14 protein-coding genes are annotated in these 11,668 nt (G+C 68.9%); 6 read left to right on the top strand and 8 right to left on the bottom strand.

What is annotated here, in order from left to right; all coding sequences use genetic code 11:
- Nucleotides 1-4: 4 nt before the first annotated feature.
- Nucleotides 5-778, bottom strand: coding sequence for an ABC transporter permease (locus VG296_RS22220; RefSeq protein WP_325568646.1), 774 nt, complete (start codon nucleotides 776-778; stop codon nucleotides 5-7).
- Nucleotides 775-1,755, bottom strand: coding sequence for an ATP-binding cassette domain-containing protein (locus tag VG296_RS22225; protein WP_349259659.1), 981 nt, complete (start codon nucleotides 1,753-1,755; stop codon nucleotides 775-777). Before VG296_RS22225 ends, VG296_RS22220 begins: the two co-directional genes overlap by 4 nt.
- A 185-nt stretch (nucleotides 1,756-1,940) precedes the next feature.
- Between VG296_RS22225 and VG296_RS22230 the strand changes: the two genes are divergently transcribed.
- Nucleotides 1,941-2,600, top strand: a complete 660-nt coding sequence (locus VG296_RS22230) for a zinc ribbon domain-containing protein (protein ID WP_325568650.1) — start codon at nucleotides 1,941-1,943, stop codon at nucleotides 2,598-2,600.
- Here the strand turns inward: VG296_RS22230 and VG296_RS22235 are convergent.
- Complete coding sequence (locus tag VG296_RS22235; RefSeq protein ID WP_325568652.1) at nucleotides 2,597-3,559, bottom strand: YafY family protein; 963 nt, start codon at nucleotides 3,557-3,559, stop codon at nucleotides 2,597-2,599. The genes VG296_RS22230 and VG296_RS22235 overlap by 4 nt on opposite strands.
- Nucleotides 3,560-3,621: 62 nt before the next feature.
- Between VG296_RS22235 and VG296_RS22240 the strand changes: the two genes are divergently transcribed.
- Complete coding sequence (locus VG296_RS22240; RefSeq protein ID WP_325568654.1) at nucleotides 3,622-5,124, top strand: MFS transporter; 1,503 nt, start codon at nucleotides 3,622-3,624, stop codon at nucleotides 5,122-5,124.
- A 15-nt stretch (nucleotides 5,125-5,139) separates the two neighbouring features.
- Here the strand turns inward: VG296_RS22240 and VG296_RS22245 are convergent, their stop codons facing one another.
- Both VG296_RS22245 and VG296_RS22250 read right to left on the bottom strand, forming a co-directional pair.
- Nucleotides 5,140-5,916, bottom strand: a complete 777-nt coding sequence (locus VG296_RS22245) for an ABC transporter permease (RefSeq protein WP_325568656.1) — start codon at nucleotides 5,914-5,916, stop codon at nucleotides 5,140-5,142.
- A 29-nt stretch (nucleotides 5,917-5,945) separates the two neighbouring features.
- Entirely contained in the window at nucleotides 5,946-6,899 is a 954-nt protein-coding gene (locus tag VG296_RS22250) for an ATP-binding cassette domain-containing protein (RefSeq protein ID WP_325568658.1), read from the bottom strand.
- 98 nt (nucleotides 6,900-6,997) lie between these two features.
- Between VG296_RS22250 and VG296_RS22255 the strand changes: the two genes are divergently transcribed.
- On the top strand, nucleotides 6,998-7,714 hold the full coding sequence (locus tag VG296_RS22255; protein WP_325568660.1) for a TetR/AcrR family transcriptional regulator: 717 nt from the start codon (nucleotides 6,998-7,000) through the stop codon (nucleotides 7,712-7,714).
- Between the two features lie 26 nt (nucleotides 7,715-7,740).
- Here the strand turns inward: VG296_RS22255 and VG296_RS22260 are convergent, their stop codons facing one another.
- Entirely contained in the window at nucleotides 7,741-8,244 is a 504-nt protein-coding gene (locus VG296_RS22260) for an 8-oxo-dGTP diphosphatase (RefSeq protein WP_325568662.1), read from the bottom strand.
- 27 nt (nucleotides 8,245-8,271) lie between these two features.
- Between VG296_RS22260 and VG296_RS22265 the strand changes: the two genes are divergently transcribed.
- The gene (locus VG296_RS22265) at nucleotides 8,272-8,733 is read left to right on the top strand and encodes a GNAT family N-acetyltransferase (RefSeq protein ID WP_325568664.1); all 462 of its coding nucleotides are present in this window, start codon (nucleotides 8,272-8,274) and stop codon (nucleotides 8,731-8,733) included.
- A complete protein-coding gene (locus VG296_RS22270) occupies nucleotides 8,730-9,509 on the top strand; it encodes an alpha/beta hydrolase (RefSeq protein WP_325568666.1) in 780 nt (259 codons plus the stop codon). The genes VG296_RS22265 and VG296_RS22270 overlap by 4 nt, the downstream gene beginning before the upstream one ends.
- Before the next feature lies 1 nt (nucleotide 9,510).
- Here the strand turns inward: VG296_RS22270 and VG296_RS22275 are convergent, their stop codons facing one another.
- Nucleotides 9,511-10,443, bottom strand: coding sequence for an aldo/keto reductase (locus VG296_RS22275; protein WP_325568668.1), 933 nt, complete (start codon nucleotides 10,441-10,443; stop codon nucleotides 9,511-9,513).
- Nucleotides 10,444-10,723: 280 nt separating this feature from the next.
- Between VG296_RS22275 and VG296_RS22280 the strand changes: the two genes are divergently transcribed.
- Complete coding sequence (locus tag VG296_RS22280) at nucleotides 10,724-11,164, top strand: Lrp/AsnC family transcriptional regulator (RefSeq protein WP_349259660.1); 441 nt, start codon at nucleotides 10,724-10,726, stop codon at nucleotides 11,162-11,164.
- A gap of 233 nt (nucleotides 11,165-11,397) precedes the next feature.
- Here the strand turns inward: VG296_RS22280 and VG296_RS22285 are convergent.
- A partial coding sequence (locus VG296_RS22285; RefSeq protein ID WP_325568672.1) for a hypothetical protein occupies nucleotides 11,398-11,668 on the bottom strand: 271 nt, incomplete at its 5' end.

An 11,668-nucleotide genomic window follows, 5' to 3' on the forward strand; every position in this document is an offset into this window, starting at 1 on the left:
GTAACTACATGGACCGCTGGTAGCTGCGGAAGGCGCGCGTCGAGACCCAGGCGCAGATCACCATGAGCACCGCGAGGTAGCCCAGGTTCTCGAAGATCGGCCCCCAGCCCGGGTTCGCGCTGAGCGCGCCGCGCCCGGCTACCAGCGTCCAGTTCACCGGGTTGAATTTGGTGATGTTCTGCATCCAATGCGGCATCAGAACCAGCGCCATGAAGCCGGTCGACATGAACTGAAGCGGCAGCAGGATGAAGTTGGACGCCGCGATGATCGATTCCTCGCGGCGCACCAGCAACGCCAGTCCGTAGGACAGCGCGCCGATCGCCGTGGCCAGCAGGTTGGTGGCCACCATCAGCACCAGCACGCCGATCACGAGGTGGTGGTAGCTGGCGCCGACCGCCGCGCCGAACAGCAGGATGATGATCGCCTGGATGACGATCGAGAGCACCTGCACGACCAGCCGGCCAAGAATCAGCGAAGACCGGTTGACCGGGGAGACCAGGAAGCGGTCGAGCACGCCGCGGGTCAGGTCGTCCAGGATCGCCATGCCGCCCCAGCCCGCGCCGAAGAACCCGGACATCACGACGATCGAAGGCACCAGGTAGGTCTCGTAGTTCGAGGCGCCGAAGCCCGGAATCTGGGTCACCGACTTGAACAGCTGGCCGAACAGGAGCAGCCAGATCATCGGCTGGATCAGCGTGAAGGCCACGTACATCGGCTGGCGCAGGAAGGCGCGGAAAGCACGTCCGGTCATGTACCAGGTGTCTGCCACAGCGGTCATTGCGCTGCCTCCAAATCGGCGGAGGAGAACGAGCGGCCGGTGTACCGCAGATAGACGTCGTCGAGCGAGGGACGCGCGACGGTGACCGATGCGACGTGAATCTCGGCCGCCTCCAACGCGGCCAGCAGCGCGGGCACCGCGCCGGCTCCGTCCGCGCTTCGACCACGCATGGTCAGCCCCTCCACGACGACATCGGTCAGCAGACTCCCTTGCTGCAGTGCGACGGACTTCGCCATGTCGGCTTCGGTGCCGGCGGCCAGTTCCAGGCTCACCGCGTCGCCGTTGAGCTGGGACTTGAGCTCGTCCGGCGTGCCCTGGGTGACGATCTGGCCCTGGTCCACGATCGCGAGGTTGCGGGCGAGCTGGTCCGCCTCCTCCAGGTAGTGCGTGGTCAGCAGGATGGTCAGCCCCTGGTCCCACGCCAGCTCGCGGATCTGCTCCCACATCTCGGCGCGCGCCTCCGGGGCGAGGCCGGTGGTCGGCTCGTCGAGGAAGAGCACCCGCGGCGAGTGCATCAGTCCGAGCGCCACATCGAGCTTCCGCTTCATGCCGCCGGAGTAGGTCTTCACGAAGCGCTTGCCGACCTCGGCCAGGCCGAACCTCAGCAGCAACTCGTCCGCGCGGCGGTCCAGTTCGGCGCCGCGCATCCCGTAGACCCTGCCCTGCAGCAGCAGGTTCTCCCGTCCGGTGGCCTGCACGTCCACTCCGGAGTTCTGCGCGACGCAGCCGATGGAGCGGCGCACCTGCTTCTGCTGCCTGACGATGTCGAAGCCCGCCACCGTCGCTGTCCCGTCGGTCGGCGCGGAGAGCGTCGTCAGCATCTTGACGATCGTGGACTTGCCCGCGCCGTTCGGCCCGAGCAGCCCGAAGACGGTCCCGGCCGGAATGCGCAGGCTCACCCCGCGCACCGCCCGCACTCCGCCCTTGTACGTTTTCACCAGGTCCCTCGCGTCGATCGCGACGCTTTCCCCGGCCATGGTTCTGGTCACGGCAGCCCCCTTCCGTTCGCGTTATATCGCGTTGGCGAGGGACACGATATAACGCGTGTCGGCGGTGTCAAGACCCCAGGGGCCCCGCGCCGCTTGCGCGATGTACGGCCCTTGCGGTACGACAATCCCAGTCGCGCGGTGGGTGCGCGAATGACCTTGGAGGGGGGTCGGCCGTGGCCGACCAGATTTGGTTCACCCAGAACAGCCGGGACTTGTCGAACGCCTATGGCGACGATGCCGGATTCGAGTTCGAGTTCTACTGCCAGCGCTGCGGCGACACGTGGCGCTCGGGCTTCGAGAACTACACACTCGGCCGCGCCTCCGGCTGGCTGCGCCGGGCGAGCGGCATGGCCTCGAGCGTGACCGCGAACGTCGGCTGGGACGTGGCCAACACGGTCGGCGGACTGGCCGACGCGGGCTGGCACAAGGCCCGCGACGCGGCGTTCCAGCGCGCGATCACCCAGGCCGACGGCCACTTCCACCGCTGCGCACGGTGTACACAGCACGTGTGCGACAACTGCTGGAACGCCGACCGCGGGATGTGCCGCCACTGCGCCCCGGACCTGCGGACCGAGGTCGAGCAGGCGCGCGCCGAAGGCGAGGTGTACGCCGCGCGCACGGCGGCCACAGAGGCGGGTGCCAAGCTGGCGCAGGGGATCGACGTCACGACGCAGCACGAGCTCGTCTGCCCGCAGTGCCGGACCGAGACGCACGGAGCGAAATTCTGCCCCGAATGCGGCCACAAGATGGGCGGCCCCGCGACCTGCGGCTCGTGTTCGACCGAGATCCCGGCCGGAGCGAAATTCTGCCCCGAGTGCGGCACCCCGGCCTAGCCGCTCACCGCCTTCGCGTAACGCTGCCCGAGCTTGCGGACCGCCTCCACGAGCTCGGGCGGCGAGGTGACCGTGAAGTCGAATCCGATCATGCCGAGATAGACGGCGAACATCTCGGCATTGTCGTTTCCGCTGCTCAGCACGCAGGTCTCGGCGTCGACGCTCTGGACCGAACCGACGTAGCCGGGGATTCGTTCGGCGACGACCGCGGCCGGCGCATGCACGGTGATGTGCGCGGTGATCCGCCAGGGCGCTGCCGACACGCGGTTGGAGACATAGCGCGCCAGATCCTCGTCCGGCAGTTCGCGCGGCGGGAACCTGGGACCCGCCGGGAGCTTCGGCGTCATCCGGTCGACGCGGAAGGTCCGCCAGTCCTCGCGGTCGCGATCCCACGCGACCAGATACCAGCGCCGTCCCCAGTTCACCAGGCCGTACGGCTCGGCGATGCGTCGGCTGGCCGCCTTTCCGCGGTCCTCGTAGTCGAAGCGCACGAGCTCGTGGTCGCGGCAGGCGGCTGTCAGCTCTGTCAGCACGCTCGCGTCCACGCGCGGCGAGTTCGCGTTCGTCGACACGGATGCCACGTAAGTCTGCAGCGCGTTGACTCGCCTGCGCAGTCGCGAGGGCAGCACTTTCTCGACCTTCGCCAACGCTCGGAGAGACGTTTCCTCGATGCCTGAGATCGATCCCGACGCGGCCGTCCGCAGCCCGACCGCGACCGCGACTGCCTCCTCGTCGTCCAGCAGCAGCGGAGGCAGTTGCGCGCCCGCGCCCAGCCGATAGCCGCCGACCGCGCCGCGCGTCGCGTCCACCGGATAGCCGAGGGTACGCAGCCGCTCGACGTCGTTGCGGACGGTCCGGGTGCTCACGCCGAGCCGTTCTGCCAGCTGAGGGCCGGTCCACTCGCGGGGCGTCTGCAACAGCGAGAGCAGACGGAGCAGTCGTGCCGAGGTCTCCAACATGTCTTCCAGTCTGCCCCGCAATCAGGAACCAAGCTTGCCTAATGCCCTCCTACCTTGAAGTCATGACGACAACGACCTCGAACCGCAAGTGGCTGGGCCTGAGCGCGATCCTCGCCGCCACGCTGATGGACCTGCTCGACTCCACGGTCCTGAACATCGCCGGTCCGGCGATCCACCGTTCGCTCGGCGGCAGCACCGCCGCGCTGCAGTGGTTCTCGGCCGCCTACACGCTCGCGCTGGCCGCGGGTCTTCTCGTCGGCGGCCGCCTCGGCGACATGTACGGCAGACGCCGGATGCTGCTCGGCTCCGCCGTCGGCTTCACCGCCGCGTCCGTGGCCTGCGCGTTCGCCTGGTCCCCGACCTCGCTGATCGCGGCTCGCGCGGTCCAGGGCCTGATCGCGGCGATGATGGTGCCGCAGAGCTTCGGCCTGCTCCGCGACCTGTTCCCGGGCAAGGAGATGAGCAAGGCCTTCGCACTGTTCGGCCCGGCCATCGGACTGTCCACGATCCTCGGCCCGGTCGTCGCGGGCGCCCTGGTCAACGCGAACATCCTCGGCACCGGCTGGCGCTCGGTCTTCCTGATCAACCTGCTGCTCGGCGGGTACACCATCGTCCTCGGCCGCCGCACCCTGCCGAACTCCGCGCCGACGGCTCGCGGCTCGCGGCTCGACCTGGTCGGCGCGCTGCTCGGCGGCGCCGGGATGACGATGCTGATCTACCCGCTGATCGAGGGCCGCGAGTCCGGTTGGCCCGCCTGGTGCTTCGCGCTGATGGTCGGCAGCGTGCCGGTGTTCGCCCTGTTCGTCCTGCGACAGCGCCTCCTTGGTCGGCGCGGCGGCGCCAGCAGCCCGCTGATCGACCTCGGCGTCTTCCGCAACCGCTCGTACACCTCAGGCCTCGTGTTCATCCTCTCGTTCTTCGGCGTGGTCGTCGGATTCTCGCTCGCCTTCGGACTGTTCCTGCAGCTCGGCCTCGGCTACAGCGCGATGCACGCGAGCCTGACCTCGACCTCGCTGGCCGCCGGTGCCTTCGTCGGCTCGGCCCTCAGCGGCACCCTCGGCCCGAAGCTCGGACGCCGCATCATCCACCTCGGACTGGCTGTGATGGGCGTCGGCACGATCGGCCTCCTGCTCGTCCTCGACCACGCCGGCGCCGGTGTGAGCGGTTGGGACATGTCCGCTCCGCTCGCGGTGTACGGCCTGGGCATGGGTGCGATCTTCGTGCCGCTGTTCGGCCTCGTCATCGGCGACGTGCCGACACACCAGATCGGCTCGGCCTCCGGCGTCCTCGAGTGCGTCCAGCAGTTCGGCGCGGCGCTCGGCGTGGCCGTGCTGGGCACCGTGTTCTTCAACGCCTTCGGTGCGCACGCCTACGCCGCCCCGGCGTCCGCCGTGCACGCGGCCAAGCTGATCGGTGAGATCGCGCTCGGCCTGACCGCGATCTCGTTCCTGCTGGTCTTCCTGCTCCCGCGGCACGGCCAGCCGGAGCACGGGGCCGCGGAGCAGAGGCCGCAGGACGTTGAGAGCACCGATGACGTTCAGCAGCCCGAACTGGCCGGCGTCTGACACAGTGCCGCCGCTCTACCGGCCGTGCGTGCTGAATGCGCGTACGGCCAGCGGCATGAACAGCGCGAGCAGCACGGCGCTCCAACCGAGTGTCGCCTCGACCGGATGCGCGAGCGGCCATGGCGAGGTCGCGGCAGTTCCGACCGTGTCGCCGAACAGCGAGCGCGCCGCGGACGTGGCGCAGCTGACGGGGTTCCAGTCGGCGATCGTCCGCAGCCAGCCGGGCATCCCGGTCGTGGGCACGTACACGTTGCTCACCGTGCTGATCGGGAAAACGAGCAGCCCCGCCTGCGCCGCGATCTCCTCTCGGCGGCAGGCCATCCCGAGGAAGAAGCCGACCCACACGACGGCGAAGCGCAGGATCAGCAGCAGGCCCAGCGCGGCGAAGGCCTTCGCGGCCCCGTCGTGCACACGCCAGCCCACCGCGTAGCCGACGCCTGCCATCAGAACCATGATCACCGCGTTGACGATCACGTCCGCGACCGCCTGGCCGAGCAGCGTCGCGGTCCGCGATATCGGCAGTGTGCGCAGCCGGTCCGCCATGCCGCGCTCCAGGTCGCGGGCCGCGCCGATCATGCTCGCCATGATGCCGTTCACCGCGATCAGCACGAACAGTCCCGGCATCAGGTAGCTGCGGTAGTCCTCGCCGCCGGGGATCTTGATCGCGCTGCCGAAGACGTAGCCGAACATCACCAACATGACCAGTGGTGCGCCGAGCGACATGCCGACCAGGCCGGGGGAGTTGCGGTAGAAGAGCAGGACCCTCAACGTGAGCGTCCACGCGTCCGACACCGGCCTTCTTTGAGAAGCCGCCACGGCGCTCATGCCAGGCTCTTTTCGTTATCGCCGGTCAGGGTCAGGAAAACCTCGTCCAGTGATGGCCTGCGCAGCGCCACGTCGACGGCGTCCACTCCGGCAGCGTCGAGTTCGCGCACGAGCCGAGGCAGGCTGACGGTCCGTCCGCCGCCGGTGTTCGCGCTGACGCGCTGCTCATCCGCCTCGATCGTGGGCAGGCAGCCCGTCAGCCCGCGAAGGATCCTCGCGGTGGACTCAAGGTGCGCCGCATCCGCCAAGGTCGCTTCGACGCGTACGCCGATCGCCTCCTTGAGCTCGTCCGGAGATCCAGAGGCGATGACGATCCCGTGATCCACGACCACGATGTCGTCGGCGAGCTGGTCGGCCTCGTCGAGATACTGCGTCGTGAGCAGCACGGTCGTCCCGTCGTCGGCCAGTTGCCTGACGGTGGCCCAGATCTCGTTGCGGCTGCGCGGGTCGAGCCCCGTCGTCGGCTCGTCGAGGAACAACACTTCCGGCCTAGTAATCAGACTTGCGATCATGTCGAGTCGGCGCCGCATGCCGCCGGAGTACGTGCGCACGAGGCGGTCCGCGGCATCGGCCAGGTCGAAGCGTTCGAGCAGCTCGTCGGCCCGCTGCCGGGCACCGCGGGCACCGAGGTGGCGCAGCCGGCCGAGCAGGCGGAGGTTCTGACGGCCCGTGATGCCCTCGTCGAGCGCGGCGTGCTGGCCGGTGAATCCGATGCGGTGGCGGACCTCGTCGGGTCGGCGGACGACGTCGTATCCGGCCACGCTCGCATGCCCGGCGGTCGGTGCGGCGAGCGTGGCCAGCACGCGCACGGCCGTCGTCTTCCCGGCGCCGTTCGGTCCGAGCAGTCCGCAAACCGTGCCCCCGTCGACGGTCAGGTCGAGGCCGCGTAGAGCATGTGTCTTTCCGAAACGCTTATGCAGCCCGGTCACGGTGATGGCCGCTGAGCCCATGATACTCCCCACTAAGTACGTCGTACGTTGTTTTCGATGGCCCGAGCATACTACGTACGGTGTACGTGCTGTCTAGACTCGATGCGAGGTGATGTCGCATGACGACCGATCGGCCCGAGCTGATCTGGCTGCGCCCGGAGCGCAGCGCCCGGGGCCCGGCGCCCGCGCACAGCCGTGCGGCCATCGCGTCGGCCGCGATCGCGCTGGCCGACGCCGAGGGTCTGGCCGGGGTGTCCATGCGGAAGATCGCCGCATCGCTCGGCGCGGGAACGATGTCGCTCTACAACTACGTGCCGGCGAAGGAGCAGCTGTTCGACCTGATGCTCGACGCGGTCGCGGGGGAGTGGAAGCTGCCCGATGCCCCGTCAGGCGATCCGCGGGCGGACCTGCTGGAGTTCGCGACGCAGGGGCTGGCGGCGATGCGACGTCACTCGTGGGTGCCGGCGCTCGTACTCACGCGTCCCACGATCGGCCCGAACTCCCTGCGCTGCGCGGAGTTCTTCCTGGCGGTCATGGCCGACAACGACCAGCCCGCCGACACCAAGATGGAGCTGTTCGCGATGCTCAACAGCTCCATCTGCATGTTCGCGCAATGGGAGGCGAACCAGCGCCAATCCGGCGGCGGCGAACAATGGCAACAGGAACTCGTGACCTACCTAGGCCAGGCGGCGGCCACCGGCGAATACCCGCACCTCGCGGCCACCTTCGCGGCGGGCACCGGCCGTACGCCGGACCTCGATCCCGACGCTCTCTTCGCGCGCAGCATCGACCGCGTTGTCGGCATCATCCTAGCCCCGCCGAATAATCATGCATAGCAACGCATAGTGTTCCACGTGGAACACTATGCGTGCTCGTCCCTCTCCTCGTTCGCGTGCCGCACGTCGGCCACCGTCTCGTGGTCGTCGTTCAGCGTGATCTCGACGTCCACCTGGTGGCCGGCGAGAATCAGCGGAAGCCAGTACTTCCCGTCGTCCCACATGCGCTCATAGGGCGGCGCGGCGACCGGATACCACTGCGCGGCGAGCTCCTCGGTCTCGACGAGTTCGCCCTCGAAGCGCTCGCAGGCGAACATGGCCACGTACACGTCCCACTCCGGCTTCGTCGGGAACCGGAAGGTGACTGCGCCCATCGGCACGAGATCCGCGGCAGAGACGATCAGCCCGGTCTCCTCGACGACCTCGCGCACGCACGCGTCCTCCAAGCTCTCGCCCGGCTCCACCTTCCCGCCCGGCATCACGTGCTTGCCCAGCCCGAACCCCGTCTTTTTCAGGCCGATCAGCATCTCGATGACGCCCGCATCGGTCGTCCGGGTCAGCAGGCACTCGCAGGTGAGCGGGAGATTCACGTAACGTCCCCTAGGTAGCATGACGGCGTGGAGATCGCGATCGACGACCTGAGCAGTCCCGAGATTATCGAACTGCTGCACTCACACCTCGCCGAGATGAAGCGTGTGACGCCGCGCGAAGAGAGCGTGCACGCGCTCGACCTCCACGGCCTGCGTCAGCCGGAGGTCACTTTCTGGTCGCTGCGCGACGGCGACCGGATCGCGGGTTGCGGGGCCATCAAGCGGTTCGACGCGACGCACGCGGAGATCAAGTCGATGCGCACCGCCGCCTCGTTCCAGCGCCGTGGCGTGGCCGCCCGACTCCTCGCGCATATCGAGGCGGAGTCCATCCGCATGGGCCTGACCCGGCTCAGCCTCGAGACCGGCGCGGAGGATTATTTCGCACCCGCGCGAGCGCTCTACCTGCGCTCCGGCTTCGAGTACTGCGAACCGTTCGGCAGTTACATGCCCGACTCGCTGAGCGTGTTCATGACGAAGGCGATCGCGTGAAGACCGGGTTCGCCAAGGCCACCGACGGCGCCCAGATCGCGTACCAGGTCGACGGCAACGGCCCCCCACTACTCCTTCTCTCCGGCCAGGCGAACAACCACCACTGGTGGGACGGCGTGCGCGACGACTTCGCCCACGTCCGCACGACGATCACGCTCGACTATCGGGGCACAGGTGACAGCGACAAGCCCGATGCCCCCTACAGCATCGAGATCTTCGCGCGGGACGCCCTCGCAGTGCTCGACGAACTCGGCATCGAATCCGCCGACGTCTACGGCACTTCGATGGGTGGTCGTACCGCGCAGGTCGTCGCAGGCCGCTACCCGAACCGTGTGCGAAAGCTGATCCTCGGCTGCACGTCGCCCGGCGGCAAACACGCAATCGAGCGCGGCGACGCCGTCCGCCGATCGCTGGCCCAGGTCGATCGCGAGGCCGCACGGCAGGCGTTGGCCGAGCTCATGTACACGCCCGCGTGGCTGGCCGACCACCCAGGGCCGTACCAGACGATGGGCGACCCCGACATGCCGGACTACGCGCGGCGGCACCACCTGCGCGCCAGTGGCGGGCACGACGCATGGGACCTGCTCCCCGCAATCAGCTCTCAGACGCTCGTGCTGCACGGCACAGACGACGTGTTCAACCCCGCTGCCAACGCCCCGCTGCTCGCCGAACGCATCCCCGACGCGCGGCTGCACATGATCGAACGGGCCCGCCACGCCTACTTCGAAGAATTCCGCGACGTCGCGGGCCCACTCGTACTCGATTTCCTGGACTGATCTACGCTGACGCCTCGTCGAGCGCCGCGATCTCGTCCGCGGAAAGCTCAAGGCCGACACTCGGGAGCAGCTCAGCGAGCTGCTCCACGGTACGCGCGGACGCGATCGGCGCGGCCACGGTCGGCTGCGCAGCGAGCCAGGCCAGCGACACCGCCGCCGCCGGGACCCCGTGCGACGCCGCGATCTCGTCGAGCGCCGACATCACCGCGTAGCCGCGCTCGTTCCGGTACTTCGCCACGGCCCCGGCCCGCGCGGACTCGACCTCGACGCCCGGCCGGTACTTGCCCGCGAGGAAGCCGCGCGCCAGACCGAAATACGGCAGCGAGGGGATCGACTCCTTCGCCAGGAACGGCGCCGTGTCGGCCTCGTACTCCGCGCGCTCCAGCAGGTTGTAGTGGTTCTGCAGGGCGCTGTACCGCGCGAAGCCCTCGCGCTCGGAGATCGCCAGAGCCTCGGCCAGCCGCGGCGCGGTGTAGTTCGACGCCGCGATGTAGCGGACCTTCCCGGAGCGCACCAGCGAGTCGAACGCACCCAGCGTCTCCTCCAGCGGCACGGTCTCGTCGTCGCGGTGCGCGTAGTAGAGGTCGATGTAGTCGGTGCCCAGGCGCTGCAGCGACTCGTCGGCCGCCGCGAGGATGTTCGCCGCCGCGAGGCCGGGCCGGCTCTGCTTCAGCGCCACCTTCGTCGCGAGCACCGTAGAGGACCTGTTCCCGCGTGCCGCGAACCAGCGCCCGAGCACCTCCTCGGACAGCCCGCCCACCCCGTTGTTCGCCCGCGCGCCGTACGTGTCGGCCGTGTCGATGAAGTTGCCCCCCGCCGCCGCGTACGCGTCCAGGACCGCGAAGGAGGACGCCTCGTCCGCCGTCCAGCCGAAGACGTTCCCGCCCAGGCAGAGCCCGTAGACATCCAGTTCAGTGGTACCGAGTTTGCTCATGCCCGCGGCAACAAGCCCCACCAACCACTTGTTCCCTCCGAGTATTCCCACACCCGCCGACGCATTCGCACGAACGAATCGTTCGCCAAGGCCGAGTTGCACTTTCGATTCAAGGGTAATAATCTCGCAAGTTCCCAAGGAGGCACCCCCGTATGTCCACATCCGTCATCCCTAGACTCGGCGGCGAAATCGATCCCGGTCTGTCCTCCGCCGACGTCGCCACCGTCCCCGAACTCGTAGGTGACCAGCAGGTACCCTCGGCCCCATGACCACCCCGCGCCTGGACGAGACCGACAAGCAGATCCTGCGGGCGCTGCAGTGCGACGGCCGCGTGTCCTACGCCGACCTCGGCCCGACCGTCGGCCTGTCCGCCCCCGCCGCCCGCGCCCGCGTCCAGCGCCTCATCGACACGGGCGTCGTCCGCGTCGTCGGCGTCACCGACCCCATCGCCCTCGGCCTGCCCACCATGGCCATGCTCGGCATCCGCGCCGACGGCGACATCCGCACCACCGCCGACGCCATCTCCGCCTGCGAGGGCGTCATGTACGTCGTCCTCACCGCCGGCGCCTTCGACCTCTTCGTCGAAGTGGTCTGCCACACCCCCGCCGAACTCCTCACCCTCGTCAACGACCGCATCAAGCCCGTCCCCGGCGTGACCCACGTCGAGACCTTCACCTACTTCGGCATCCACACCCCCCGCTTCGTCCGAGACGTCCCATAGCGAACCCCGGCCGCGCTATCTGCCGCCGCTTCGCGCGCCTCGCCGCCTCGTGCCGCCGTGTCCGGTGTGTGTGGGAGGACGTGCGGTCCGCGCCCCACCCACCCGCCCTACGCCCGGCTTCCAGCGTGGCGCGGTCGCTCCGGCGGCCTGCGGATGCGGCACGGTCTGACTCGTACGTCGTCGGCGAAGCCGCTGCCTGACCCGTCCCACGCCATCTCTCTCAGCGGAGGCGATCAAGTCGGCTCCGCGTGGTCAAAGACGTAGACATTGAGAGTGGGGTACTCCGCGTCGAGTTCGCCGGTCGGCCGGTACACGCACTGTTGGCCGCCGGCGTCGAGGGTGACGGGCGCCCAGTTGTGCACGCGCGTGCGGCCTCCGTCGAGGGGGCCGCCGCGCAGCACGATGTTCGGTTCGGGATGATCGACGAACTTCGGCCGCTCCATGAGACCAGCGAACCTCCAGAAGCAGCCGAACGCGAGCCCGCGTCGGCCACGCGGGCGATCA

It is taken from the genome of Actinospica sp., from assembly GCF_035552695.1.
Taxonomy (GTDB): Bacteria; Actinomycetota; Actinomycetes; order Streptomycetales; family Catenulisporaceae; genus Actinospica.

What these genes read in the sequence shown, in the direction of transcription:
- VG296_RS22220 (WP_325568646.1), bottom strand. Translation starts at nt 778, where the DNA reads ATGACCGCTGTGGCAGACACCTGGTACATGACCGGACGTGCTTTCCGC.
- VG296_RS22225 (WP_349259659.1), bottom strand. Translation starts at nt 1,755, where the DNA reads ATGGCCGGGGAAAGCGTCGCGATCGACGCGAGGGACCTGGTGAAAACG.
- VG296_RS22235 (WP_325568652.1), bottom strand. Translation starts at nt 3,559, where the DNA reads ATGTTGGAGACCTCGGCACGACTGCTCCGTCTGCTCTCGCTGTTGCAG.
- VG296_RS22240 (WP_325568654.1), top strand. Translation starts at nt 3,622, where the DNA reads ATGACGACAACGACCTCGAACCGCAAGTGGCTGGGCCTGAGCGCGATC.
- VG296_RS22250 (WP_325568658.1), bottom strand. Translation starts at nt 6,899, where the DNA reads ATGGGCTCAGCGGCCATCACCGTGACCGGGCTGCATAAGCGTTTCGGA.
- VG296_RS22255 (WP_325568660.1), top strand. Translation starts at nt 6,998, where the DNA reads ATGACGACCGATCGGCCCGAGCTGATCTGGCTGCGCCCGGAGCGCAGC.
- VG296_RS22275 (WP_325568668.1), bottom strand. Translation starts at nt 10,443, where the DNA reads ATGAGCAAACTCGGTACCACTGAACTGGATGTCTACGGGCTCTGCCTG.